This window comes from Rhizobium sp. 18065 (assembly GCF_902706095.1).
In the GTDB taxonomy this organism is placed as follows: domain Bacteria; phylum Pseudomonadota; class Alphaproteobacteria; order Rhizobiales; family Rhizobiaceae; genus Allorhizobium.
The window spans coordinates 241,093-266,797 of the sequence record NZ_CACSJP010000007.1 but is presented as its reverse complement, the minus strand read 5'-3'; the positions used below and the strand labels follow the sequence as shown (position 1 = coordinate 266,797).

The 25,705-nt window shown below is 62.8% G+C and carries 25 protein-coding genes and 1 tRNA gene; 10 read left to right on the top strand and 16 right to left on the bottom strand.

The features are described 5' to 3' along the window. The first annotated feature begins 4 nt into the window (after positions 1–4). The 5 genes from GVK95_RS17885 (at position 5) to bfr (ending at position 7,467) form a co-directional block, all read left to right on the top strand. Positions 5–1,030 (top strand): hypothetical protein, encoded by a 1,026-nt coding sequence (locus GVK95_RS17885; RefSeq protein ID WP_159952062.1) that lies wholly within the window; start codon positions 5–7, stop codon positions 1,028–1,030. A 40-nt stretch (positions 1,031–1,070) separates the two neighbouring features. Then, a complete protein-coding gene (locus GVK95_RS17880; RefSeq protein WP_244618804.1) occupies positions 1,071–2,480 on the top strand; it encodes a DNA polymerase Y family protein in 1,410 nt (469 codons plus the stop codon). Then, positions 2,480–5,986: an error-prone DNA polymerase gene (locus GVK95_RS17875; RefSeq protein WP_159952116.1), complete on the top strand. Its 3,507-nt coding sequence runs from the start codon at positions 2,480–2,482 to the stop codon at positions 5,984–5,986. The genes GVK95_RS17880 and GVK95_RS17875 overlap by 1 nt, the downstream gene beginning before the upstream one ends. A 99-nt stretch (positions 5,987–6,085) precedes the next feature. After that, the gene (locus GVK95_RS17870; RefSeq protein WP_159952115.1) at positions 6,086–6,406 is read left to right on the top strand and encodes a (2Fe-2S)-binding protein; all 321 of its coding nucleotides are present in this window, start codon (positions 6,086–6,088) and stop codon (positions 6,404–6,406) included. Between the two features lie 575 nt (positions 6,407–6,981). Continuing rightward, positions 6,982–7,467 (top strand): bacterioferritin, encoded by a 486-nt coding sequence (bfr, locus tag GVK95_RS17865; protein WP_159952061.1) that lies wholly within the window; start codon positions 6,982–6,984, stop codon positions 7,465–7,467. A gap of 840 nt (positions 7,468–8,307) precedes the next feature. On the opposite strand, the gene ftrA is transcribed toward bfr, so the two are convergent. Beyond that, positions 8,308–9,327 (bottom strand): transcriptional regulator FtrA, encoded by a 1,020-nt coding sequence (gene ftrA / locus GVK95_RS17860; protein WP_159952114.1) that lies wholly within the window; start codon positions 9,325–9,327, stop codon positions 8,308–8,310. 14 nt (positions 9,328–9,341) lie between these two features. Here ftrA and GVK95_RS17855 point away from each other — a divergent pair, with 14 nt between their 5' ends. Beyond that, a complete protein-coding gene (locus GVK95_RS17855) occupies positions 9,342–9,581 on the top strand; it encodes a hypothetical protein (protein ID WP_159952060.1) in 240 nt (79 codons plus the stop codon). Between the two features lie 245 nt (positions 9,582–9,826). Next, positions 9,827–10,225, top strand: a complete 399-nt coding sequence (locus GVK95_RS17850) for a rhodanese-like domain-containing protein (RefSeq protein WP_159952059.1) — start codon at positions 9,827–9,829, stop codon at positions 10,223–10,225. 138 nt (positions 10,226–10,363) lie between these two features. Here the strand turns inward: GVK95_RS17850 and GVK95_RS17845 are convergent, their stop codons facing one another. Beyond that, positions 10,364–10,576 (bottom strand): hypothetical protein, encoded by a 213-nt coding sequence (locus GVK95_RS17845; protein WP_159952058.1) that lies wholly within the window; start codon positions 10,574–10,576, stop codon positions 10,364–10,366. A gap of 244 nt (positions 10,577–10,820) precedes the next feature. Here GVK95_RS17845 and GVK95_RS17840 point away from each other — a divergent pair, with 244 nt between their 5' ends. Further along, entirely contained in the window at positions 10,821–11,606 is a 786-nt protein-coding gene (locus GVK95_RS17840) for an adenylate/guanylate cyclase domain-containing protein (RefSeq protein WP_159952057.1), read from the top strand. 83 nt (positions 11,607–11,689) lie between these two features. Here the strand turns inward: GVK95_RS17840 and GVK95_RS17835 are convergent, their stop codons facing one another. From GVK95_RS17835 to obgE, 10 genes are all read right to left on the bottom strand, one after another. Next, complete coding sequence (locus GVK95_RS17835) at positions 11,690–12,217, bottom strand: RNA pyrophosphohydrolase (RefSeq protein ID WP_159952056.1); 528 nt, start codon at positions 12,215–12,217, stop codon at positions 11,690–11,692. Positions 12,218–12,224: 7 nt separating this feature from the next. Continuing rightward, positions 12,225–13,406 (bottom strand): divergent polysaccharide deacetylase family protein, encoded by a 1,182-nt coding sequence (locus GVK95_RS17830; protein ID WP_159952055.1) that lies wholly within the window; start codon positions 13,404–13,406, stop codon positions 12,225–12,227. Positions 13,407–13,484: 78 nt separating this feature from the next. Next, complete coding sequence (locus GVK95_RS17825) at positions 13,485–14,804, bottom strand: S41 family peptidase (protein ID WP_159952054.1); 1,320 nt, start codon at positions 14,802–14,804, stop codon at positions 13,485–13,487. Continuing rightward, the gene (locus GVK95_RS17820) at positions 14,794–16,257 is read right to left on the bottom strand and encodes a murein hydrolase activator EnvC (protein WP_159952113.1); all 1,464 of its coding nucleotides are present in this window, start codon (positions 16,255–16,257) and stop codon (positions 14,794–14,796) included. Before GVK95_RS17820 ends, GVK95_RS17825 begins: the two co-directional genes overlap by 11 nt. A 116-nt stretch (positions 16,258–16,373) precedes the next feature. Further along, on the bottom strand, positions 16,374–16,856 hold the full coding sequence (rlmH, locus tag GVK95_RS17815; protein WP_007604242.1) for a 23S rRNA (pseudouridine(1915)-N(3))-methyltransferase RlmH: 483 nt from the start codon (positions 16,854–16,856) through the stop codon (positions 16,374–16,376). A 198-nt stretch (positions 16,857–17,054) separates the two neighbouring features. Next, the gene (gene rsfS / locus GVK95_RS17810) at positions 17,055–17,459 is read right to left on the bottom strand and encodes a ribosome silencing factor (RefSeq protein WP_244618803.1); all 405 of its coding nucleotides are present in this window, start codon (positions 17,457–17,459) and stop codon (positions 17,055–17,057) included. Between the two features lie 136 nt (positions 17,460–17,595). Next, entirely contained in the window at positions 17,596–18,183 is a 588-nt protein-coding gene (locus GVK95_RS17805) for a nicotinate-nucleotide adenylyltransferase (RefSeq protein ID WP_200844319.1), read from the bottom strand. Positions 18,184–18,236: 53 nt separating this feature from the next. Then, positions 18,237–19,520, bottom strand: coding sequence for a glutamate-5-semialdehyde dehydrogenase (locus GVK95_RS17800; protein WP_159952052.1), 1,284 nt, complete (start codon positions 19,518–19,520; stop codon positions 18,237–18,239). Further along, on the bottom strand, positions 19,513–20,721 hold the full coding sequence (gene proB, locus GVK95_RS17795; RefSeq protein ID WP_159952050.1) for a glutamate 5-kinase: 1,209 nt from the start codon (positions 20,719–20,721) through the stop codon (positions 19,513–19,515). Before proB ends, GVK95_RS17800 begins: the two co-directional genes overlap by 8 nt. Further along, on the bottom strand, positions 20,721–21,815 hold the full coding sequence (gene obgE / locus GVK95_RS17790; protein WP_159952111.1) for a GTPase ObgE: 1,095 nt from the start codon (positions 21,813–21,815) through the stop codon (positions 20,721–20,723). The genes proB and obgE overlap by 1 nt, the downstream gene beginning before the upstream one ends. Positions 21,816–21,898: 83 nt before the next feature. Between obgE and GVK95_RS17785 the strand changes: the two genes are divergently transcribed. Next, positions 21,899–22,756 (top strand): endonuclease/exonuclease/phosphatase family protein, encoded by an 858-nt coding sequence (locus tag GVK95_RS17785; protein ID WP_159952048.1) that lies wholly within the window; start codon positions 21,899–21,901, stop codon positions 22,754–22,756. Positions 22,757–22,799: 43 nt separating this feature from the next. Here GVK95_RS17785 and GVK95_RS17780 read toward each other — a convergent pair whose 3' ends face one another. The 4 genes from GVK95_RS17780 to rplU all read right to left on the bottom strand — a co-directional run bounded on the left by GVK95_RS17780 (position 22,800) and on the right by rplU (position 24,804). Beyond that, positions 22,800–23,411 (bottom strand): GNAT family N-acetyltransferase, encoded by a 612-nt coding sequence (locus GVK95_RS17780; protein ID WP_244618802.1) that lies wholly within the window; start codon positions 23,409–23,411, stop codon positions 22,800–22,802. Further along, positions 23,408–24,043, bottom strand: a complete 636-nt coding sequence (locus tag GVK95_RS17775) for a GNAT family protein (protein ID WP_007604270.1) — start codon at positions 24,041–24,043, stop codon at positions 23,408–23,410. The genes GVK95_RS17780 and GVK95_RS17775 overlap by 4 nt, the downstream gene beginning before the upstream one ends. 136 nt (positions 24,044–24,179) lie before the next feature. Next, entirely contained in the window at positions 24,180–24,452 is a 273-nt protein-coding gene (gene rpmA / locus GVK95_RS17770) for a 50S ribosomal protein L27 (RefSeq protein ID WP_159952046.1), read from the bottom strand. Between the two features lie 37 nt (positions 24,453–24,489). After that, complete coding sequence (gene rplU, locus GVK95_RS17765) at positions 24,490–24,804, bottom strand: 50S ribosomal protein L21 (protein ID WP_007604273.1); 315 nt, start codon at positions 24,802–24,804, stop codon at positions 24,490–24,492. A 286-nt stretch (positions 24,805–25,090) separates the two neighbouring features. On the opposite strand from rplU, the gene GVK95_RS17760 reads away from it, so the two are divergent. Then, positions 25,091–25,180: transfer RNA gene (locus GVK95_RS17760), tRNA-Ser, on the top strand. The last annotated feature ends 525 nt before the right edge of the window (positions 25,181–25,705 follow it).

Genomic DNA, 25,705 nt, shown 5'->3' with positions numbered 1-25,705 from the left:
CGTCATGGGCGCAGGCCCTCAGGCGCAGGAGCAGCTTTTTGCCCTCAGACAGGCAGTCGCCCTGATCGAGGGAAAGGCCAGCCATGCCGCCCGCATGGCGGCTGATCCGGGACATGCCGACGCCGCCCTTCGCAGCCGGATCGCCGCCAATCCGGTTGCTGCGGGCTCGGTTTCTGCGGGGCCGGATGCTGCCGGGTCTCATGCTGTCGGCTCCGGCAATCGTGATTTCGACCAGCTGATGGCCGAGATTGCGGTTGCCGGCACCATGGTGGAAATCCGCAGCGCGCGCATGCAGGACGCAGGCGCGGCGAGCGGCTTTGCCTTTGCGCTTTCGCGTCTGCTGGACGGCCGGAACGGCACGCCGCGCCGCACCCTGCTGATTGCCGATCCGTTTGTCAGCCGTGAAGCCGGCATTCTCTACGCGCCGGGGCTTGCCGATTTCGGGCTCGAGGCCGGTGAAGTGATCCATGCCCTGCCGCGGCGCATCGAGGATGCGCTCTGGCTGGCGGATGCTGCGCTTTCGTCGCGCGCCTTTTCTGCCGTGCTCTTCGAAGTGCATGGCAATCCTCAGAAATTCGGGCTGACCGAAAGCCGCCGCCTTTCCCTGAAGGCGCGCGCTACCGGCGGGACGCTCTTTCTCCTTCGCCAGTCGGGAGAGGAGGAGGCATCAAGCGCTTCTCTTCGTCTGCTGGTCGAACCTGCACCCGCCATGGCGCGGGTCTTGTCGGATGGCAGTCTGCTTGGCGGCAGCATCGGCCATCCCGTTTTTCGTATCCTTGCCGAAAAGTCCCGATCATCGGGGTTTTCCGCACTTTTTCTGGAGTGGATCATCCATGACCGCCGCCTCAAGCCCGTCTCTCCTGCCCGCTTCGTCGCCCCTTCCGTCGTCTCTGGCGCCGCTCCTTCCGGGGCCCCTTCCAGCCCCCCTGGCGGATCGGCGTATCCTGGCGATCTTCTTTCCCCGGCTGGCCACGGACAGGCTGGCGCGCCGCCGCTGGGGGCTCTCGTGGCGTTCGAACGGGCGTCCTGACCATCCACCGGTCGTCTGTGCCGGGCGGATTGCCGCCAGCATGCGGCTGACAGCGCTGGACGAGGCAGCCGAAGCGATCGGTCTCAGGATTGGCCAGGGGCTGGCCGAGGCAAGGGCGATCTGCCCGAACCTCGACGTGATCGAAGCGGATGCGGATGCCGACCGCGCCTTCCTCGATGCGCTGGCCGACTGGTGCGATCGTTACACGCCACTGGTCGCCGTCGATGACGAGAATGGTTTGATGCTCGACATCAGCGGCTGTGCCCATCTGTTCGGCGGCGAGGAAAAGCTGGTTGACGATCTCGTCCGCCGCTTGACCTGCTTCGGTCTCGATGTGTGCGGATCGGTTGCCCCGACGCCGGGGCTGGCCTGGGCCGCGGCGCGCTTTTGCGGCCCGGCGATCATCCCGCCTGCGGATGTGCCGGCTGTGCTGGCAAGCCTGCCGGTCAAGGCGCTCCGGCTGGCAAGCGAGACCTGCCTGAAGCTCGCCAAGGTCGGCCTGAAGCAGATCGGCGACTTGATGACGGCGCCGCGGGGGCCGATCATGCGGCGCTTCGGGCCGGAGCCGCTGCTGCGTCTTGACCGGGCGATGGGCCGCGAAGGGGAACCGATTTCGCCGCGGCGACCGCTCGCCATGCTTTCGGTCGAGCGACGCCTGGCAGAGCCGATCAGCATGGAGACGCAGATCCTCGATCTTGCCGGCCGGCTTGCCTGCGGCTTGAAGGCGGGTCTGCAGGCCCGGGGAGAAGGCGGGCGGCTGTTCGAGCTTTTGCTGTTTCGCGTCGATGGCCGGGTTTTTCGCATCGAAGTCGGAACGTCAGCCCCGCTGAATGATGCGGCGCGCATCCGTTCGCTGTTTTCGGAGCGCCTGTCTGTGTTGCGCGATGATCTCGATGCCGGCTTTGGTTTCGAGCTGATCAGGCTCAATGTGCTGCGCAGCGAGAGCCTGTCGCCCAGCCAGCCGCATTTCGACCAGGAGGCCGAAGCGGAGGGCCGCTTCGGTCGATTTCTCGACCAGGTTTCTGCCCGGCTCGGGCCGCGCTGCCTGACGGTGCCGACGGCACTTGCCAGTCATTGGCCGGATCGCGCCGCGCTGCTGCAGCCCCTGGGTGACGGCCTGCCATCACACGCGGCACCGCTTCCGGCACCGCAACGGGGCGTGCGGCCGCTCCGGCTGTTTGCCCGGCCGGAACCGGTCGAGGTGACCGCCGAACTGCCGGATGGTCCGCCGGCCCTGTTTCGCTGGCGCCGCAGCCGGCATCGGGTGGCGCGCGCCGAGGGGCCGGAGCGTGTCGCACCCGAATGGTGGGTCGACGGCGAGACAAGGCCGCCGCGTGACTATTTCCGCATCGAAGACAGCGCCGGCCACCGTTTCTGGCTTTTTCGCGAGGGACTTTACGAGCGCGGCCCTGACCATCCCGAATGGTATATGCAAGGGGTGTTTTCCTGATGGAGCCCGTCTATTTCGAAATCGGTGCACGCAGCAATTTTTCCTTTCTTGAAGGGGCTGCCCATCCGGAAGATCTCGTCCGGGTCGCACGGGACTTGAAGCTTGCCGGCCTCGGGCTTGCCGATCGCAACACCGTGGCTGGCGTGGTGCGCCTGCATGCGGTGGCCAAGGCCAACAATTATGCTTTTCGGCCGGGTGCGCGGCTGGTCTTTGCCGACGGAACGCCGGAGCTTCTCGCCTATCCGATGAACCGGCGGGGCTGGGGACATCTCTGCCGGCTGCTGAGCGCGGGCAATCTGCGCTCGCAGAAGGGAAGCTGCACGCTTTACGAGGCGGATCTGTTCGAATGGTCGCAGGATCTGCTTTTTGCCGTGATGCCACCACCGCTTGCCGACAAGGAGCAGGCCCTGGAGTTTCGCCACCGGCTCGAGCGGCTTTTGCCGGTTCTCGACGGTAAGCTCTATCTCACCCTGGTTCCCCGCCATGACGGGCAGGATCGTTTCAGTTTTGCCGAAATCTCACGCCTGGGCAAAGCCTTGAACCTGCCGCTGGTCGCCAGCAACGACCCGTTTTATGCCATTCCCGAACATCGACCGCTCGCCGATGTCGTCACCGCCATTCGCGCGCATGTGACAGTCGTGCAGGCCGGCTTTCGACTTGCCGCCAATGCCGAGCGACATTTGAAGGCGCCGCGAGAAATGGCGCGTTTGCTCCGGCTTCATCCCGAGGCGATCGCGGCCACCAGCGATTTCTTTAGTCGGCTTCATTTCTCGCTTGACGAGCTCAGTCATCAATATCCGGACGAAAGCATCGACGGCGAACTGCCTGCGCAGGCCTTGCGCCGACTGACCTATGAGGGAGCTGCCCGGCGCTTTCCGAATAGAGACATTCCCGAAAAGGTGGCGGCGCTGCTGGAATACGAGCTGAACCTGATCGGCGAGAAGAAGTACGAGCCCTATTTTTTCACAGTGCAACGGATCATCAACCATGCCCGCAGCAAGGACATCCTGTGTCAGGGGCGTGGATCGGCGGCCAATTCCGCCGTCTGCTACTGCCTCGGGATCACAGAGGTCAATCCGGAAAAGACGACCTTGCTCTTCGACCGCTTCATCTCGACCGAACGTGACGAGCCGCCGGATATCGATGTCGATTTCGAGCATAGCCGGCGCGAGGCGGTGATCCAGTTCATCTACGAGGCCTATGGGCGCGAACATGCGGCGCTGACGGCTGCGGTGATCAGCTACCGTGCCCGTTCGGCGGGCCGCGACGTCGCCAAGGTCTTCGGCCTGTCGGATGACGTGCAGTCGGCGCTGGCCGGTTCGATCTGGGGATGGTGGACGAAGAATTTCACCGAGGACCAGGCCAAGGCGGCCGGGCTCGATCTGGGCGATCCGACGACCCGACAGGTGATGCACTATGCCGACCAGTTGCAGCGTTTTCCGCGGCATCTCTCCCAGCATGTCGGTGGCTTCGTCATTACCCGCGACCGGCTCGACGAGGTCGTGCCGATCATGAACACGGCCGATGGCCGCTATATGATCGAATGGGACAAGGACGATCTCGATGTGCTGAAGATCCTGAAGATCGACGTTCTGGCGCTTGGCATGCTGACCTGTCTGGCCAAGGCAATGAAGCTGCTGGAGCGCCATTATCGACGCAGGGAAACGTTTGCCTCGATCTTCAACGATGACCAGCCGGCGGTCTATGAGATGATCTGCCGGGCCGATACGCTGGGCGTCTTCCAGATCGAGAGCCGGGCGCAGATGAGCATGCTGCCGAGACTGCAGCCGCGGGTGTTCTACGATCTGGTGATCGAGGTGGCGATCGTCCGACCCGGGCCGATCCAGGGCAATATGGTGCATCCCTATCTGAAAAACCGGCAGGAGTATCGCAAACATGGCCGGCAGCCGAGCTATCCGAATGCGGAACTCGGGCCGGTGCTGGAGCGGACACTCGGTGTCCCGCTTTTCCAGGAACAGGCGATGCAGATCGCGATCACGGCGGCGGGTTTCACGCCAGCGGAGGCCGACCAACTTCGCCGCGCGATGGCAACATTTCGACGCACGGGACAGGTCAGTGATTTCAAGACGCGTTTCGTCGACGGTATGCTCGGGCGCGGCTACGAGCGGACGTTTGCCGAGCGTTGCTTCAGCCAGATCGAGGGGTTTGGCGAATACGGCTTTCCCGAAAGCCATGCCGCGTCCTTTGCCCTGCTCGTCTATATTTCATGCTGGTTCAAGACCTTCTATCCGGATGTGTTCTGCGCGGCTCTGCTCAATTCGCAGCCGATGGGTTTTTATGCACCGGCGCAGCTGATCCGTGACGCGCGCGAGCATGGCGTCGAGATACGGCCTGTCGATATCAATCATTCCGATTGGGACAACGGGCTGGAAGCGGGGGAATTCGAACCTGCGCGGATCTCGCCGCGCCATGGCTCGATGGCCGGCGTCATCCTGACGGAAAAGGCGGTGCGGCTGGGATTGCGGCAGGTCAAGGGGGTTTCAAGCGCGGATATGGACCTGCTCGTGGCGCAGCGCGGATCGGGTTATGATTCGGTGCGCGATCTCTGGCTGCGCACGCGCCTGTCGCGCTCGGCGATCGAGCGGCTGGCGGATGCAGACTGCTTTTCGTCGCTCGGCCTTAGCCGGCGCGATGCGCTCTGGGCGGCGCAGGCCCTGGACGGCGGCCAGGCGGTGGAAATGCTGCCGCTGTTTGCGACGGTTCCGCGCGAGGATATCCACGTCGAGGCCGAGATGGCCTTGCCGCGCATGTTGCCGGGCGAAGAGGTGCTGAGCGACTACCGCGCGCTGACCTTTTCGCTCAAGGCCCATCCTGTGTCCTTTCTGAGGGCGGACATGACACGGGCGGGCCTCAGCCGTGCGGTCGATCTTGAGACCCTGCGCAATGGTGACACGGTCCAGATTGCCGGACTTGTGCTGGTGCGCCAGAGGCCGGGTTCGGCCAAGGGCGTCATCTTCATGACCATCGAGGACGAGACGGGCGTTGCCAATATCATTGTCTGGCCGAAGGTCTTCGAACGGTACCGGACGATCGTCATGGGTGCACGTTTCGTCTGTCTGCGCGGCAAGCTGCAAAAGGCGGATGGTGTCATTCATGTGGTTGCCGATCACCTGGTCGATGCAACGGTCCGGCTCGGCATCCTGCACCGCGACCTGAAGAATTTCACCACGCTTGCCCATGCCGACGAAGTGCGGCGGCCGGGCGTTGATCATCGTCAGGGTCAGGGTCAGGGCCAGGGCCAGGGCCAAGACAGGGGCAGGGGTTGGGGGCAAGGTGAGGGCCAGGGTGAGGGCCAAGGCGGGGGAAGGGGTGAGGCGGTGACGGATGCAAGCCTTACCTCGCTCGCGGTGACAAGGCAGGCACCAAGTGGAGAGGAGGCGCACAGAGGAGGGGAGCTGCCCGGACGAGGGGAGGCTAGCGGAAGAAGGGCAGCCTCCGGCGGTGCGATTGCCAGCGTCATGCCGAAAGGTCGCAATTTTCACTGAGCGGTGTGGCGTCGCGGTTCATCGGAATGTTCTTGACAAAGCGCATCCAGTTCAGCAGAAAGGCGAGAGTAAGAGTCATGTTTGACGGTGCGCGCTTTCATGCTGGTCTGCAGCTGCAACTACATTACCGACAAGGACATCAAGTCAGTCATCACTGAGCTGCTTGATGAAGACTGTTGGCAGTTGATCGTTCCGGCCAAGGTCTATCATGCCATGGGCAAGCGCGGCCGTTGCTGCGGCTGCTTCCCCAATGTCGTCGAGTTGATCATCCGCACGACAGAGGACTATCACGCCGCCCGCGAGACGGAGACGGCCGAAGTCGTCGATTTCATGGAGCGGCTGAAGCGTTTTCATGAAGAGCAGAGAGCTGCCATTCTGGAACGCCGGATGGCCGCCGTTACAGCGCGCCGCGCTGTCTGATCGCGTCTCTTCCTTTTCTTCTTCGTCATCTCGTTCTTGATCGCCTTCATCATGTGATTTTCTCGTCGACTGCGACGGGCCGTTGTGTTTGGTCGGCGGTCGTTGTCTGTCAGCGATGCGGTTATGCGCGCTGCGTGTGCGGTGGTGATGGGGCCGGCGGTGGGCAATCTGGCGATGAGGGTTGGCCGGCGACGGGGCGGCCGTTTTCGATCGGATTTGGCACTGTATTGCGGCTCTCCGCATCATGACCGGTCACCAGCCTGAATGACATCGAGCTTTAGATATGGTCGTCCGTATCGTCATGACCCCGCTTCGCCGTGTATCCGGATGGCAAAAGGTCTTGTCGCCTGATGGCGTGTCGGTCCTGGGTGTGAACAGAGTACCGGCGGGACCACGCAGGCGGTCGAGTGTCTCCTTGGTCAGCACAGAGCGCGCTTGCTCGTGAGCGGCGAGCCGCGTTCCTGCTTCGGGCCGTTCAAACTCGACTATCTTAGAATACTTCTAAAAAAGCGCTCGACAGGATTTGCGGCAGGGCGTAAAGTTTGGTCATTCCATTCACGTAAAGGACGAATTTGATGAAGGGTGATCCGAAGGTCATTGAACGGCTCAACGAGGCGCTTTTCCTCGAGCTTGGCGCGGTCAATCAATACTGGCTGCATTACCGCCTGCTCGAAGACTGGGGTTATACCAAGCTCGCCAAGAAGGAGCGCGCCGAGTCGATCGAAGAAATGCAGCATGCGGACAAGCTGGTTGCCCGCATCATCTTCCTTGAAGGTCATCCAAACTTGCAGCAGGTCGGCGCATTGCGCATCGGCCAGAATGTCAAGGAAGTTCTGGAGGCCGATCTGGCCGGCGAATACGACGCCCGCACCGCCTACAAGGCGTCGCGCGACGTCTGTTATCAGGCCGGCGACTATGTCACGATGAAGCTGTTCGAAGAGCTTCTGATCGATGAAGAAGGCCATATCGACTTCCTCGAGACGCAGATCGAACTGCTCTCGAAGCTTGGCGAAGAAAAATACGGCCTGCTCAACGCCGACTCCGCCGACAACGCCGAATAGGCAGCCTTTTGTCTGCCTGAAGCGGTTCCAGTTCCGGACGCGCCGGTCGACTTCCGGCACGGCCATATACACCGTACGATACAAGACGAGGCCGGGACACTGACAGGTGTTCCGGTCTCGTTTGTTATGGCGATGCCGCAGGACGCTGCACGATGCGGGCGATGTGCAGAAAAGAGGATTGCTGCGCCGGTTTTCTCGCGGGTGAAAACTGGCACCTCTCATGCCGAACTTCGCGGCGCCATCGGTTTCACGGATGCTTGTACCCGCCCGCTCAGAAGGAACCCTTGTCCGTTTCGAGGCGAAAGCGCGCGCGATGGTCGAGCGGACTTCCGGCGCGGCCAGGCAAACCTTATGATGCGAGAGAGGCGGGACCCTGAATGGTGTTTCGCCCGTTTGCGATGGCGATGCCGCAAGATGCCGCACTATGCGGGCGATGCGCAGGAACGCGGCTTGCTGCACCGGTTCTCTCGGGATGAAAACGGTACGCTCTCGCGGGGAAGTTGGCTGCACTCGCGTTCTCATCAATGCTTGAGCCCGCCGATAAGAATGCCTTCTTGTCCGGTTCCGAGGTGCATGTGCGGGCGATGGTCGACCGGCCTTCCGGCGCGGCCGGATATACCGCATGATGCAAGGCGCGGCCGGGACGTTGATGGGGGGCGGCTTCGTTTGCTATGCCGATGCCGCACCATGCAGCCGGTGCCGCACGATGCCGAGGACGCGCAGAAAGGCGGCTTGCTGCGCCGGTCCTGCCGGAGCGGAAACTGGCTCCGCGCGCGGGGAACTTAGCGACACTTGCGGATCTCTGGTTACCTGCACCCGCCCGCTCCGGGCGCACACTCGTCAGCCTTCGAGGCGAAAGCGTGCGCGATAGGCGGCCGGGCTTGTGGCCAGGCGTGTGCGGAAATGATGACGCATCGTGGCCAGGGTACCGAAGCCGGCGGTACTGGCAATATCGTCGAGCGGGACCTGACCATGCTGCTGCAGCAATTCGCAGGCGTGGCGCAGTCGCTCAAGCAGGAGCCAGTCGCCCGGCGCCTTTCCCGTCAGTTCCTTGAAGCGGCGCTGGAAGGTGCGCTCGCTCATGCCGGCGCGTTCGGCCATCTGCTTCAGGCCGATATCCTCGTCGAGCCGGCTGCGCAACCAGTCGATCAGGGGCGCGAGCCTGGCGCCTTCGCGATCCTGGAGAACGGGCCGTTCGATGAACTGCGCCTGGCCGCCTTCGCGGTGGGGCGGGACGACGAGGCGGCGGGCAACGCTGTTGGCGGCCTGTGCGCCAAAATGCTTGCGCACGACATGCAGGCACAGATCCATGCCCGCCGCGCTGCCGGCGGCGGTCAGGACATTGCCCTCGTCGATATAGAGCACGTCGGGATCCAGCTCTATCTGCGGATAGCGGGCGGCGACCGCATCCACATAGCGCCAATGGGTCGTCGCACGACGGCCATCGAGCAAACCGGCTGCCGCCAGAACGGCAATGCCGGAACACAGGGACATGATGGGCGCGCCCCTTGCCTGGGCTGCCTGCAAGGCAAGGATCAAAGCGGGCGGCACCGGGGCATCGATACCGCGCCAGCCGGGCACGACAATCAGATCGGCCTCCTCCAGCAATTCCAGCCCGTTGTCGGCCGTGACCGTCAAGCCGCCCGCGGCCCGCAAAGGCCCGGGCTCGACCGCTGTGGTGGCGTGGCGATACCAGCTTTTCCCCATTTCCGGACGGGCAAGGCCGAAAACCTCGGTCGCCACCCCGAATTCGAAGGTGCAGAGACCGTCATAGGCAAGCGTCGCGACACGCGGACCGGTGAGCGGGGAGGACTGGAAGGGGGACTGTGATGCCTGCGAGGATCCGAGGGGCGAGGGTATGGCTGAGAGTACCGGTGAAGATGCTGGCAAAGATACCGGCGAAGATGTTGGCGCGGACATTTGTGACGGCATTGGCAAGGGCACTCGTGAAGGCACTGGCGATGAAGGCCGTGACAATGAAGGAATTGGCACTGATGGCACAAGAGATGATGGTGCACGTGCTGAAGGTACGCGCGATGAAGGCAGCGGCGGCGAAGATGCCGGCGGCGCAAGCAGGGGAGCTGCACCTACCGGTTCCACCGCTTCGGGCGTGACTGCGACGACCCCTGCCGTCAGAGGTGCAGCCAGCGACGCCATCGGCGCCGACACTGGTGCCGTCAGTGACGTCTCGTTTTGCAGACGGCGCGGTCCTGTGAGTCTTTTCACGGTAGACTGGCTGTCCGGCGGGGCATGCGTCATTGGCGGGATCTTTACGGAGAATGGCATTGACGCCAGTTTCGCCGAATATCTGAAAAAGGCAAGGTCGCTCCATTATCAACCATCCCGTCGAGAGCGCACCATGCCGAGCACCGTCACCGAAATTCCCGCTGCCGATCCTGCCGTCGTTGCCGCCCATTGTGCGGCGCGGCTTTCCTTCGAGACCGATTGCTGGGATGTGCATCATGCGCTGACCACCGGGGTGGCGGATTTCGTGCTTGTCGATGTTCGTGGGCCGCAGCTTTACGAGACGGCGCATGTGCCGGGTGCGATCAACCTGCCGCATGGCAAGATGACCGAGCGCAAGATGGGCGAGTGGCCGGAGGATACGCTGTTTGTCGTCTATTGCGCCGGGCCGCATTGCAACGGCACCGACCGGGCGGCCCTGCGGCTTGGCCGGCTGGGACGGCGGGTCAAGGTGATGATCGGCGGCATGACCGGCTGGGCCGACGAGGGGTTTTCGGTGGCGACCGGACGATAGGGCCGGTCCGGTCCGTTTTCCGGCCGCCGCGAGCGTGACATCGTCTGTGGCAGATCGCGGCCAGACGGTTGATCTGCGATTGTCGTCTTGTCTTGCGAACCCCCACGCGAACGTGAGGGTTCTGTTCAAGGCCTGAAATCAGGCCGCGCGATACTGTTTCACGAACTGGGTACCATCCATCTCCAGCTTGCGGCCGGTGATCTGGCGGTCTTCGCCCAGATACTGAACGTGAAGATATTCGCGATCATCGAAGTCCGCGTGCTTGATCTTGAGGTTGCGGATGGAATGACCACCCGCCTCGACGATCTTGCGCGCCTCCGGCGTCAACCGGGAGAGAACGTCGTTGATCACGACCGCTTCCGTGCCACCCAGGAGTTTCCCGGTGGTGTCGTCCCAGATCAGCTCGTATGGTCAATACTAGGCTTGGCAAATACTTGGAATTGTTGGAATTGCCACCCGAGCGTGACACAGATCTGCAAGCGGGCTTTATCAGATGTGTACGTCAGCCGCCTCCAGCGGGGGGCGGAGAGTTGCCAAAGGCAAACGAATGGCAGAAGCTTCCGGTCTGGGATCAACCATGGGGCGAAGATTGCGCATGACGACGATAGCCTCGCGTGACAGGGAACCCGCCCAACAGGGCCACGGCACGATCTGCCGGGGATGCTGGGACCAGATGCATGTGCCCATTCCGATCCGCGGGGCATTGGCTTTGCCGTTTCGCGCCTTCGGCATCACGCGCAGCAAGATGAACCCGAATATCTGCACGATCTGCGAGCGGGCGTTTCAATATGTGAAGAAGCAGCGGCATGTGACGGCCGGCGCGACGATCCTGTTTGCCGATATCAGGGGGTTCACAACCCTGTCGGAGCGTATCGACGTGGTGATGCTGAGCGAGATCGTCAGCCAGTTCCAGGGACGCTGTGCCCAGGCGATCTGGGCGCATGACGGCATCGTCAACAAGCAGATGGGCGATGGGCTGATGGCGATCTTCAACTTCCCGATCATGCGCAAGGATCACGCCAGCGCGGCAATCATGGCCGCGCGGGATATCCAGCAAAACTGCCGTTCCGCACTCAGCAGCCTGACTGCGGATCTCGGCGGATCGTTCGATGGCAGTGGCGCCGTCGGCGTGGGTGTCGGCATCCATTCCGGGGATGTCGAAATCGGCGAATTCTCCAGCTTTCGCAGCGATTTCACCGCGATCGGCGGCGTCGTCAACCAGGCGGCGCGGCTGGAATCGCAGGCTGCAGCGGGCGAGATCCTGGTGTCTACGGAGACTGCTGCGCGAGCCCCGGAACTGATGGCCGGAACGGAAACGCGCTCGCTTGTGCTGAAGGGTATTGCGCAGCCGGTGCAGGCAAGGGTGCTGACGCTGCATTGACATGGTGTGCCGGCGTTTTTTCGCCGCCGCGTGTCATCCGCGTTTGAACGTCTCCGGCACGCAATCTGCAGCCGACAGGATTCTCAGCCGGCCAGATGGGCGAATTCCGCCACGACCTGGTCATAGACCGCGCGCTTGAACGGCACGATCAGGCCGGGCAGATCCTGCATCGGTTTCCATTCCCAGGCGTCGAATTCAGCCTGGTGGCCGCCGGGCGGCGGGTTGATGGCGATCTCGCGTTCATCGCCTTCGAAGCGGAAGGCGAACCAGCGTTGCGTCTGGCCACGATATTTGCCGCGCAAGCCGATGCCGATCAGTTCGGCGGGCAGGTCGTAATTGATCCAGCGACCGGCTTCGGCGAGCAGGGAGACCGTCTTCATGCCGGTTTCCTCGTAAAGCTCGCGGATGGCGGCGGGAAGCGCATCCTCGCCGGCGTCGATGCCGCCCTGCGGCATCTGCCAGAGCTGCGGCGAGCCGTCATATTCCGAATTGCCCTCGACCATGCGGCGTCCGGCCCAGACCAGGCCCTTGCTGTTCAGCACCATGATGCCGACGCAGGGGCGATAGGGCAGGTCCTCGGCCTTGACCGGTTGGGCGGGGGCGTTGTTCATAGTGTCCTCAAGGCTTGTTGTCGGTGGTCAGGGCGGAGACGCCGACGATCTCGATGCCGCGGGCGACCGCCTCCTCGCGCCATTCGGCGACGGCGGAAATCGTCTCGTCGAAGGCGGAACCGATGCCGATCGCCTGGCCGTTGCGCTGGGCGATGCGTTCCAGCTCGTCGAGCTTGGCGAGGATCGCCTTGCGATCCAGCTGGGCGTCGATCATCACGTCGCCGAAGGCATGGGGAATGCCGATCGCCTTGGCAAAGTCGCCCGAGAGCGAGCGGGCGGTGGAGCCGTCATCGAGGAAAAGCAGGCCGCGATTGCCGATGTCGCGCATGATCGGGTCCATGGCCTTCTCGTCGGAGAGAAAGCGGGCGCCCATGTAGTTCATGATGCCGGTGTAATTGGTGATCTCGGCCATCGCCTGATGCAGGTTGGCGAGATTGGTGGCCTTGCTCTTTTCGGCGACGAGCGTGCCGCGGCCGGGATCGTTGTTGGGATAGTCGAAAGGCTCCATCGGCACCTGGAGTACAACTTCATGACCCTTGTGGCGGGCTTCCTGCATCCAGCGGGTGAGGCTGTTGCCGGTGGCTGCAAAGGCCAGTGTCACATCGTCGGGCAGGTCGCGGATGGCTTTCTGGCTACCGGTCTGGCTGAGCCCGATGCCGCCGATGACGATGGCAATGCGGTTGCCGCGGGCACCGGACCAGGGGCGGGCGTAAAATTCGACGGGTTTCAGGCCATCGGCACTGACGATCGGCAGACGGCCTTCCGGGCTATCCTCGAGAAGGTCGTCATTCGGTTGGCCAGCCAGACGCGGGTCCTGGATGGTCGAGCCGATGATCACCGGGCCTTCGCCATCGCGCGGCTTGGGCGTGTATTTGGTTACGACGGAGCCATCATCGGTCACGGTACGCTGGACGTTGGCGCCGTCCTGCGGCCGGCTGCGGCTGAGGCCGGAGCCGGCTTCGTCGAGGGCGGTCTTTTCTTCGGCGACGACAATCGGGGTCGCTTCGTCCGCGCCGGCGAGCACGATCGGCGGGGTGCCGTGGAGGGAAAGCGGGGAGAGGGCGGTCCAAGCGGAAAAGCCGACAAGCGCCAACACGGCTGCCGTGGAGCCCAATGCCGAAAGGCGGAACCGTCGCTTGATGCGACTTCCGCCTTTTCGCTCCTGGCCGAGCGGTGCATGCAGATCCATGCGGGAATTCCAACGGCTACCGACGGGTCGAGACCCAGGCGCCCGCGCCCGGTGGGGCGCAGGCGATGGCTTGTTCGATTACTGCAGCGAGGCTTTCTGCGGATCGGCCGGGAAGGCCGGGTCCGTCTTGACTCCGCGCAGCAGGTCGAGGGCATAGTTCAGCTGGACGTCGTCCTTGGCTTCCGGCGGAACATAGGCGACAGAGCCGGAGCCCTCGTCACTTTCGTCCTGACCCTTGATGTGACCCGGCAGAGCCGATTCACCCTCGGAGCGCACCTTGCCCTGCAGTTCTTCCGGCAGCGGCTGTTCGACCTTGATGTCCGGCTCGATGCCGGTACCCTGGATCGACTTGCCCGACGGCGTGTAATAGAGCGCCGTGGTCAGGCGCAGCGCACCCTTTTCGCCCATCGGAATGATGGTCTGGACGGAGCCCTTGCCGAAGGAGCGCGTGCCGAGAACGGTGGCGCGCTTCAGGTCCTGCAGAGCGCCGGCGACGATTTCCGATGCCGATGCCGAGCCGCCGTTGACGAGCACGACGAGCGGCTTGCCATCGGTCAGGTCGCCTGCGCTGGCGTTGAAGCGACGGGTGTCTTCCGGATCGCGCGAACGGGTGGAAACCACTTCGCCACGCTCGAGGAAGGCGTCAGAGACATAGATCGCCTGATCGAGCAGACCGCCCGGATTGAGACGCAGGTCGAGAACGAAGCCCTTCAGCTTGTCGGCCGGAACGTCCTTCTTGATCTTCTCGATCGCGGCTTCCAGATCGTCATAGGTCTTCTCGGTGAACGAGATGACGCGCAGATAACCGACATCGCCTTCGACGCGCGACTTGACGGCGCGGATCGGGATGATTTCGCGGGTAACGCTGAGCTCGATCGGCTTGTCTGCACCCTTGCGCAGGATGGTCAGCTTGATCGCGGTGTTGACCGCGCCACGCATCTTCTCGACGGCTTCCTCAAGCTTGAGGCCGCGCACCGATTCGCCGTTGATCTCGGAGATGAAGTCGCCAGCGAGGATGCCGGCCTTGGAACCTGGTGTGTCATCGATCGGGGTGATGACCTTGACCAGTTCCTCTTCCATCGTCACCTCGATGCCGATGCCGCCGAATTCGCCGCGGGTCTGGGTCTGCATGTCGGCCGCGTCCTTGGCGTTCATGTAGACGGAATGCGGGTCCAGCGAGGTGAGCATGCCGTTGATGGCGCTCTCAACCAGCTTTTCCTCATCGGGCGGCGTGACATACTGGGCGCGGATGCGCTCGAACACGTCGCCGAAAATCGACAGTTCCTTGTAGGTGGAAGGGCCAGCCGCCTGCGCGGGGACACCAGCCGAGTAAATGACGCTCATCGCGGTTGCGCCCATCAGCGCGCCGACGAGTAGAAGAGAAGCTCTACGAATCATTCTGTGCCTTTCCAGAATCGCCTCCGACCCACCAGGGGCGGGAATCAACCGGTTTTCCGTCTTTCCGAAGTTCTATGTAAAGTGTCGGGCGATCGGTTTCCAGCGCCAAAGCAGTGGCGCTTGCCACTCTTTTTTCCCCCATGCTCGCGAGGGGTTCACCGGAAAGCACGAACTTGCCCTGACTGGTGTTGATCCGGTCCATTCCGGACAGCACCATATGATAGCCGTCGCCCGTGTTCAGAATGATCATCTGACCGTAGCTGCGGAAATTTCCTGCAAATACCACCCATGCGTCTGCCGGTGCAGTTACCAGCGCTCCCGGCGACGAGGCAATGACCATGCCCTGCGCCTGGTGGCCGGTTCCGTCCGGGTCACCGAACTGCCGCAGGGTCTCGCCGGCGGCCGGCAATTCCAGTTTCTGCTGCAGTTCCGAGAAGGGATATGCTGGCGCAATACGGTTTTTATCAGGCAATCCGGACTGGGCGAGTTCGCGGGCGCGGGTCCTCTGTTCCTCGGTCATCTGGTCGCGCCGCGCCTCTTCGGCGCGGGCCATTTCGGCCGCCTGGCGCGATGAAAGGATCTCGTTTTCAAGCGACTGAATCAGTGCTTCCATGGTCGATGCGCGTTCGGCAAGTGCTTCCGATTGCTTGCGTTCTGCCTGCAGCTGCAGGGTGTTGGTGCGCGCCAGCCGATCATTTTCGACAAGCAGCAGATCCATGCGCCGTTCTTCCTCCTGGCGGCTGGATATGGCTGCGACGAGCTGGTCCATTTCCGTCTTGCCGGCCTGGCGCAGGTCGATCAACTCTTTGAGATCGGCGGCGAGCTTGTCGGTCTGCTGGCGCATGCCCGGTACTACGGAGCCGAGCAGGATCGCGGTGCGCACCGATGCCAGCGCATCCTCGGGGCTGACCAGCAGAGCGGGTGGCGGATTGCGACCCATGCGCTGCAGGGCGGCGAGTACTTCGGCCAGGATCGCACGACGCTCGCGGAACGAGGCACGGATGCCATCCTCCCTGATGCCGATGCCGGCCAGGCGCTTTTCGCCGCTGGTGATCTGTTTCTCGATGTCCTTGCGACGCGTGGCGGACTCGATCAGCGCCGTCTTGAGGCTCTCGGTGGTCTTGGCCAGCGCGTCGATGCTTTTCTGCAGCTCGGCGGACTTGTCGTTCGACAGGCGCATGCTCTGCGAGATGTCCTGCAGTTCGCGGCCGATCTGGTCACGCTTGGTCCGCAGTTCGACTTCGGCATTGGCCGAGGCCGCTTCGGACGCTGTGGCAAAGGGGTTGCGGGCGCCGGTCTCGGCTGCCGGCGGAGTGGATCCGGTGGTTACCGCGGGTTCCTGTGCGCTTGCCACGGACAGCGCCGTGGCGGAGGAGAGTGCAATGGTCAAAATGGTGATGGTCAAAACGGCCGGGGACGACACACGCGGCTTGCGCCGGCGCGGTTCGCTCATGCCAGTCTGGGCAGGCAGGGCAGTCTGGATGGTTCTCGCTGGCAAAGGATGATCCCGGTTCGGCGGGAAAATACGCTGATTTGCCGCGCAGGCAAAGCGGCATTGCGTCGGCGCCGTCAAACGCGGTGATACGGGTGTCCGGTGAGGATGGTGACGGCGCGATAGAGCTGTTCGGCCAATAGAATACGGACCAGCTGATGTGGCCAGGTCAGGCGTCCGAGATTGAGCACAAGTCTGGCCCGGTCACGCAATTCGGGATCGACGCCATCGGCGCCGCCGATGATGAAGGCCATATCGCGCTGGCCATTGTCGGCTGCATCGCCGATGAACTTGGCGAATTCCGGGCTGTCAAAGGCCTTGCCGCGCTCGTCGAGGACGACGATCAGGGCGCCGTCGGGCACGTTGCGGGAAAGCTCGGCACCTTCCTCGCGCTTGCGGGTGTCGGCATTTCCGGCGCGGCTTTCGTTGAGCTCGACGGAGCGGGTGAATTCCAGCCCGCAGGCGGGACCAGCCTTGGCGAAGCGGTCCAGATAACGGGATGCAAGTTCCTTCTCCGGTCCAGCCTTCAGCCGGCCCACGGCGTAAATGCCAATTTTCATCACGGCGATCCTCGTCTTCGGGTCACAAAACCATCTGCTCGGCACAGCGGGTGCTTGCCGCGTCAATCCGGCTTCGGGACCGCCTGAACGACGGCCGGCCGTTTCTAGTGCATTTCTGCGAACCGCGGAAATGCTCTATCTCGTTGTCCTTGCGCAATTGCGAACGCAAAACCGCTGTGCAGTTTCGCCGGACTTGCGCTAGTGCAAGCGACCTTCCTCGATGTCCGGAGCGGCCCACATTCTTTCGATATTGTAGAACTCGCGGATTTCGGGACGGAATACATGCACAATGATGTCTCCGATGTCGATCAGGACCCAATCGCCCACTTCCAGGCCTTCGACGCGGGCATAACCCAGGCCGTCATCCTTCATGTCGGAGATAAGGTGTTCGCTGATCGCCGTCACATGCCGGTTCGACCGTCCGGACACGACTACCATGTAGTCGCCCAGCGCGGACTTGCCTGCGATGTTGATCGAGACGATGTCTTCTGCCTTTGAGTCCTCGAGACTAGAGAGGACCAGCTCAAGCGCGCGGGCTGCGGCATCGACGCCACGTTCCGGGCTTTTGGGGATCGCGGCATGCGCTCTTCCCTTGGTGTGCACTGTTGTCAGAGGTCTTCCTTTCCTTGGTATAACAGAACAGCACGTCTGTGATTCCCTGATGAGGAAATCACGGTAAAAGGTGGCATCGATCCGTTAATCTTTCAAGATAGCCAAATGAATTGGCACATCGGTCCGCTTACGCTTCGGCTGCGGCGCGAAGGGCCGACGAGCTGAGTGTAGAGCGCGGGCCATGGATGAAGGTCCAGGCCGGAGCGGGTTTGCGCCAGAGCACACCGGCATCATCCTCGTCGATGCGGGCATAATCGAAGGTGCGGGCCATTTTTGACGAGAGATAGGACAGCGTCGAACCCGGTCTGTCGATCACGGCGATCGGGAATGTGGTGGCGATTTTGCGCCAGCGTTGCCAGTGGTGGAAACCGGCGAGATTGTCGGCGCCCATGATCCAGACGAAATGCGCATGCGGATTGCGGCTGCGGATGAAATCCAGCGTGCGGGCGGTGTAGCTGGTGCCCAACGCCTGCTCGAATGCGGTGACCTTGATGCGCGGATCGGCGGCCATGTTTTCGCAGAGCGCCAGGCGTTCGGTGAGGGGCGCCAGTTCGCGACGGCTCTTCAGCGGATTGCCGGGCGTGACCATCCACCACAGCTGGTCGAGGCCGAGGCGGCGAAGCGCGATCTCGGCAACCAGCACATGGCCCTGATGCGGCGGGTTGAACGAGCCGCCGAACAGGCCGACGACCATGCCCCGCTCGACATGGGGCATGACGCGGTAGCGATGGGCGACCTGTTCCGGTTCCACGATGGTCGGGGCCGGGTTCAGGGCCGGACCTGGCCGGTGCCGCGCACACGGTACTTGAACGATGTGAGCTGTTCGACACCGACGGGGCCGCGGGCATGCATCTTGCCGGTGGCAATGCCGATCTCGCCGCCCATGCCGAATTCGCCGCCATCGGCAAACTGGGTCGAGGCATTATGGAGGAGAATGGCGGAATCGATCTCGTTGAAGAAACGCTCGACCACTTGCGGATCCTCGGCGATGACAGCTTCGGTGTGGTTGGACGAATAGCGTGCTATATGATCGATGGCGCCGGAAATGCCATCGACGATCGCCACCGCGATAATTGCATCGAGATATTCGGTGCGCCAGTCTTCCTCCACCGCAGGCTTGAGGCCGGGAGCGATGCGCAGGACCGTGGCCGAGGCCCGGATCTCGCAGCCGGCTTCGGTCAAAACGTCGAGCAGCGGCATCAGATGGGTGGCGATCGCGCCGCTGTCGACGAGAAGCGTTTCGGCCGAGCCGCAGATTCCGGTGCGGCGCATCTTGGAATTGAGGACGATCTTCGTCGCCATGTCGACATCCGCCGAGGCGTCGACATAGACGTGGCAGAGGCCTTCGAGATGGGCAAAGACCGGAACCCGGGCTTCCGACTGGACGCGGGCGACGAGGTTTTTGCCGCCGCGCGGCACGATGACATCGATTGCATTGTCGAGGCCGGACAGCATGGCGCCGACGGCGGCGCGGTCGGTGGTCGGCACGAGCTGGATGGCATCGGCGGGCAGGCCGGCTGCAACCAGACCCTTGACCAGGCAGGCATGAATGGCGCGCGAGGAATTGACCGAGTCCGAGCCGCCGCGCAGGATCACGGCATTGCCGGCCTTGAGGCACAGGGCACCGGCATCGGCGGTGACATTCGGCCGGCTTTCATAGATGACGCCGATGACGCCGAGCGGCGTGCGCACGCGTTCGATATGCAGGCCATTGGGGCGATCCCATTCGGCAATGATCGAGCCGACCGGATCCGGCAGCTCGGCAATTTCGCGCAGAGACTGTGCGATGCCGGCAATGCGGGTGGCATCGAGCGTCAGGCGGTCGATGAAGGAAGCGGCGACGCCGGTGTCAGCCGCGTTCTTCAGGTCGATGGTATTGGCGGCGAGAATGTCTGCTTCGGCCGCGACAAGCGCATCGGCCATGGCGCGCAGCGCAGCATTCTTGGCTTCGGTCGATGTGTTGGCCAATGGTCGGGCGGCGGACCGGGCGCGCCGGCCAATGTCCAGCATCAGGGCTTCGACGGAATTGCCATTGGCTGCGGTCTCAAGCATGGGCTGCACCCTTCCTGTCATTCTCTGCCAGCTCCCTGCTTGTCGGTTCCCCGCCCACTGTGTCCTGGCGGTTGCCGAGCTCGGTCATGACGAGGTCGTCCCGGTGGATCATGGCGGCACGACCGGCATAGCCGAGAATTGCCTCGATTTCATGGGACTTTCGGCCACAGATACGGCGCGCTTCCTCGGCATCATAGCCTGCGAGCCCACGGGCAATTTCGCGGCCTTCGACGCCGATGACGGAGACGGTGTCTCCCCGATGGAATTGTCCGGCCACGGAGCGCATGCCGGCGGGAAGCAGGCTCTTGCCAGCCTTCAGGGCGCCTTGCGCACCCGCATCGACATGCAGTTCACCAGCCGGCTGAAGCTGGCCGGCGATCCAGGTCTTGCGGGCGGTGACCGGTGACCTGGAGGCGGAGAACCAGGAATGCCGGGCGCCGCTTTCGATCGCGGCTAGCGGGTTCATTGTCTTGCCCGAAGCGATGATCATGGCGCAACCGGCGCTTGTTGCGATCTTGCCGGCATCGATCTTGGTGCGCATGCCGCCGCGCGACAGTTCGGACGCTGCACCACCGGCCATGGCCTCGATCTCCGGCGTGATATCGTCGATGGTCTCGAGGAAACGCGCATTCGGGTCGAGATGCGGTGGCGCGGTATAGAGGCCGTCAATATCGGACAGAAGTATGAGCAGGTCGGCGCCGGCCATGGTGGCGACACGGGCGGCCAGCCGGTCATTGTCGCCGTAGCGGATCTCGGTGGTGGCGACCGTGTCGTTCTCGTTGATGATCGGAATGGCGCCGATCTTCAAGAGTTGCTGCAGGGTGGCGCGGGCATTGAGATAACGCCGCCGCTCCTCCGTGTCGCCCAGGGTCAACAGGATCTGACCGGCAACGATCGAGGAGCGCGATAGGCTTTCCGACCAGTGGCGGGCGAGCGCAATCTGGCCAACGGCCGCTGCCGCCTGGCTTTCCTCGAGCTTCAGGGCGCCTTTCGGCAGATCGAGCACGGTGCGGCCAAGGGCGATGGCGCCCGAGGACACGACCAGAACATCGGTGCCGCGCGCCTTCAGGGCGGCGATATCGTCGCAGATGGCATCAAGCCAGGTCTTTTTCAGGCCGGACGCTCGATCGACCAGCAGCGCCGAGCCGATCTTGATCACGGTCCGCTTGCAGCGAGAGAGCGAGCGAAGCTTGCTGGCCATTACGCGTCGCCTTCTCCGTCGAGGTCGTCCTCTGCCGCGGCGTTATTGTCGGGACGGCTGTGCTTGCGGTTTTTCTCGCGGCGCTCGGGCATTTGCCGGTTGCCGCCCGCCGAGACGATGACGTCGCGCAGCGCACGCAGCGCATCGGTCATGCCCTTGCCGGTGATCGCCGACAGCAGCAGCGGGGTCTGGCCGCTGGCCTTCTTCAGCTCGGCCATCTTCTTCTTCAGTTCTGCTTCGTCAAGCACGTCGATCTGCGACAGCGCGACGATCTCGGCCTTGTCTTCGAGGCCGCCACCATAGGCTTCGAGTTCGTGCTTGACCGTCTTGTAGGCCTTGCCGACCTCTTCTTCCTGGGCGGAGACGAGATGCAGAAGCACGCGGGTGCGCTCGACATGGCCGAGGAAGCGGTCGCCGATGCCGATGCCCTCATGGGCGCCTTCGATCAGGCCGGGAATGTCGGCGAGAATGAATTCGCGCTCGTCGATGGTCGCGACGCCGAGGTTCGGATGCAGCGTGGTGAAGGGATAATTGGCAATCTTCGGCCGGGCGCGGGTGACGGCGGCAAGGAAGGTCGACTTGCCGGCATTGGGCAGGCCGACGAGACCGGCATCGGCGATCAGCTTCAGCCGCAGCCAGACATTCTTTTCTTCGCCTTCGAGGCCCGGATTGGCCCAGGTCGGTGCCTGATTGGTGGCGGACTTGAAATGGGCGTTGCCGAAGCCGCCATTGCCGCCGGCGGCGAGCCGGAAGCGCTGGCCTTCCTCGGTCAGGTCGATGATCTGGGTCTCGAAGTCTTCCTCGAAGATCTGCGTGCCGACCGGCACGCGCAGTGTGACATCGCCGCCATTGGCACCGGTGCGGTTGCGACCCATGCCATGGGTACCGGTCTGCGCCTTGAAATGCTGCTGGAAGCGGAAATCGATCAGGGTGTTCAGACCATTGACGGCCTCGACCCAGACATCGCCACCGCGGCCGCCGTCACCGCCGTCCGGACCGCCGAATTCGATGAACTTTTCGCGCCGAAACGACACAGCGCCGGCGCCGCCGTCGCCTGAGCGAATGTAAACTTTTGCTTCGTCGAGAAATTTCATCTTGGTGCCGTTGATCTTCTGTCTGGTTTTGCGGATGGATGGGGCATCGATATAGCCGGTTGAGGCGGAGGTCAAAGAGTATCGTGAAGTTCGTCAGCTACAACATCCAGTATGGCATCGGTCAGGATGGTCGTTTTGACCCCGAACGCATCGCGCGCGCCGTCGAAGGTGCCGACGTGATCGCGCTGCAGGAAGTGACGCGCGGATTTGTCCGCAATGACTATATCGATCTTGTCGAAACCTTCTCGTCGCTGTTTCCGGCGTATTTCTCGTCCTTCGGCGCGGCCAGCGACGTGCTGGTCGATCATGCGACGGTCGAGGGCCGGCTGCGCGAGCGGCGTTTCCAGTTCGGCAACATGGTGCTGTCGCGTTTTCCGCTGCTGGCTGCGCGCAACCTGCTGCTGCCCAGAGCCCGCACCTTCGACAAGCTCAACCTGCAGCGCGGCGCGCTGGAGGCGGTGATCGATGCGCCGGGCGGGGCCGTGCGCGTCTATTCGGTTCATCTCGACCATGTCTCTCCCGACGAGCGCATCGCCCAGATCGCCTATCTGAAGGCGCGGGCCAACGGCTTTGTCGCCGAAGGCGGCGCACTGACCGGAGCGATCGAATTTGCCGTACCGGATCCGGCACTGCCGGCCGACTACCTGCTGATGGGCGATTTCAACATGGAGCCGGAGGGGCCGGAATATATCGCGATGGTCGGCCAGGACGATGCGTTTTATGGCCGTGTGGCGCGCGCCGACCGGCCGATCGACGCGGCCGCGCATCTGAAGACGCTGACGGCGGACGGCTATAGCTGGATCAGTCCCGACGGTGCGGTGCGCAAACATCTCGACTACTGTTTCGTCAGCGGCGGCCTGGTTTCGCGCCTGAAAACCGCCTTTGTGGACAATGAGACGACCGCCTCCGACCATTATCCGGTCTGGGTGGAGCTCGCCTGAGGCTTGTCCGGGCGGTGAACCGCCCGGATACTGGTGGGTTGGGTTAGCGGTCCCGGTTGCGGCTTTGAAAGCCGGACTGGATTATCCGCATGTCGATCATCGGTGCCATGGCGCTGCGCGACAGCGAATAGACGTCGCTGACCCCGACAATCGTGCAGCCGAGCTTTTCCAGCACCTTGAACGAGGCCGGATTGTCGGCAAAGGCGCCGGCGGCGATCTCGGCCTGCGGCATGCGGCGGAAGGCATGATCGAGCACGGCCTCCGTCGCCTCGCTCATCAGCCCCTTGCCCCAATAGAAGCGGTTCAGCCAATAGCCGAGATGCCAGAGGCCATGGCGCAACTCGATCGACACCGTGCCGATATGCACGTCATCGGCCATGGTGATGGCAAAGAACCAGTCCGGCTTCAGGCCGGATGTCACCGTGTTCAGCCAGTCGAGCGCATCCTGCCGGTCATAGGGGACCGGCACGCGCGTCAGCATGCGGGCGACGGCAAAATCGCCCAGCGAGGCTGCGATCGGATCGGCATCGCCGATCTTGTGCGGGCGCAGGACGAGACGATCGGTCTCGATGACCGGGCAGGGGCCGGGCATCGACATGGCGGTCCGACCTTTCCCGTCCGTCGGGCTGCGGGGCTTGCTCAATAGCGCGCTCATCGCATTTCCCCCCAGCTCTTCAGCGATAGCCAGGTCTTGCGGTCGAGCCTGTACCATTCGACCGGTACCATGCCGCCCATGGCCAGGTTGCCGACCATGCCGGAGCCCTGGAACTGGAAGCCGCATTTCTGGATGACCCGGCGCGAGGCGATGTTGGTCACCCGGCATCGCGCATCGATGCGGGCGATGTCACGGGTGCGGAAGGCCATGTCGATCAGGGCATGGGCCGCTTCCGTGGCATAACCCCGGTTCCAATAGGGTTCGCCCAGCCAATAGCCCATTTCCAGCGTGTCTTCATCGGCGGCGTGGGGCTCGAGCGCGCAGCAACCGAGGAATTCGCCGTTTTCGGCTTTGGTGATGGCGTAGACGCACTTGCCAATCTCGCCAATATTCGTGCGTCGCACAAAATCGGCTGCGTCTTTTGCCGTGTAGGGATGCGGCATGCGCGAGACCATGGTGGCGATCGCGGCATTGTTGGCGAGATGGGCAAGGGCGTCGATGTCTTCTACGTGCGGGCTGCGCAAAACGAGCCGTTGCGATAACAAGACGGGGCAATCGGTTCTCGACCGATCGGGCCTTGGCCGATCTTCGGGCGACCGCGATTGGTCGTCCCTTAACAGTAAGCTGTCCATGGTTCAGTCTCCTTCTGGTTGAAAAAAGGCATAAAAAAGAGGGGAGATGGCGCCCCATCTCCCCTTTTTCTAGACTGAACCTGGTACGGCCAGCCGGGTCGATGAGACGCCGGCTGGTTTAAAACGCTACCGGCTTTTATTCTGCTGCTTCGGCCGTTTTCGGCATCACAGACACGTATACGCGGCCATTGGCCTTCGTACGGTAGGCGACATTGCCGGCGGTCAGCGCAAAAATCGTGTGGTCCTTGCCGAGGCCGACATTGGCGCCCGGATGCCACTGCGTGCCACGCTGGCGCAGGATGATGTTGCCTGGAATGACGACTTCGCCGCCGAACTTCTTCACGCCAAGGCGCTTGGAGTTGGAATCGCGACCGTTGCGCGATGAACCGCCAGCTTTTTTATGTGCCATGGGATTTCTCCTTTAAACCGTGTTTTCTCGTTGACCGTTAGGCTGCCACGATGTCCGTGATACGGACGACCGTGTGATGCTGGCGATGACCGCGCGTGCGCTTGGAATTCTGGCGACGGCGCTTTTTGAACGCGATCACCTTCTTGCCACGGTTGTGTTCGACAACTTCTGCCTTGACGGACGCGCCAGCAACGAAGGGTGCGCCAAACGTGGCATCAGCACCTTCGCCGACAACGAGAACTTCGGTGAATTCGATGGTTGCACCAGCTTCGGCTTCCAGCTTTTCGATGGTCAGCACGTCGTTGGCGTTCACGCGGTACTGCTTACCGCCGGTCTTGATGACTGCGAACATTTTTTATCCTTTCATGTTCGTTCCGGCTCTTGTCCTTGTCGGACGGCCGTCTTTTTGTCAGTCGGATGGCAGAACGGCGCATGCGCCTTTGTCCTGCCGGTGGGGCTCCGCCTGTGGCGAAGAACGAAAGGCGCAGGTATCCCACGCTTCAAGTCACCGGTCGCATACGTGAGGCCCCCAACACTGTCAAGATAAAAGCTTCTGAAACCTTCACATTCGCTCTTGCATGGGGGGTGAACTCTCGCTAAGAGACAGCCCGCGCACAACTTGCGCCGACCAGCAAAGCGGAGAGGTGGCTGAGTGGTCGAAAGCACCGCACTCGAAATGCGGCATACGGGCAACCGTATCGTGGGTTCGAATCCCACCCTCTCCGCCATAACTTCATTTGTCTATACCGAGGCATAGGTACCACGTTGTACCTAAGGCATGGGTGACAACCTCGTGCCGAACGGGTTGTCGATGGTTCGCAAGGGTTTCCAGTCAAGGTCGATCTATCCGGGATCAACGGCTGTGACGCGTAAAAGCTGAATGCCGTCGTCGACCGCCTTTCGCGCGTTTCTGCCTGGTCAGAACGGTCGAGATACTGATTGGCTTTCGTTAGGTGCAAGCCCGTCCGCGGTTGGCGACGAGGACGTCTGGGTCACGGAAAGCATCGTTGATTAGGGCTCGCGCTCGGGCCGCGCAGCCTCCGTGGGTATTTCACTTGACTGTTGTCTGCAGGATCGAGAGCCGGCCGAATTTTTGCGGCGATGGCGGGGCTTCGGCACGTCGACATGATCCATGTCTTACATCTTCTGGCAGAGGTCGAGGAGGGCTCCCTGGTCCGAGGGGCCTGAAGGGTCAGGCGTGCCGGTTTCTGCGCCGTTGTCTTTTGGAAAGGGTCTTTTTGGCGTCGCGCAGG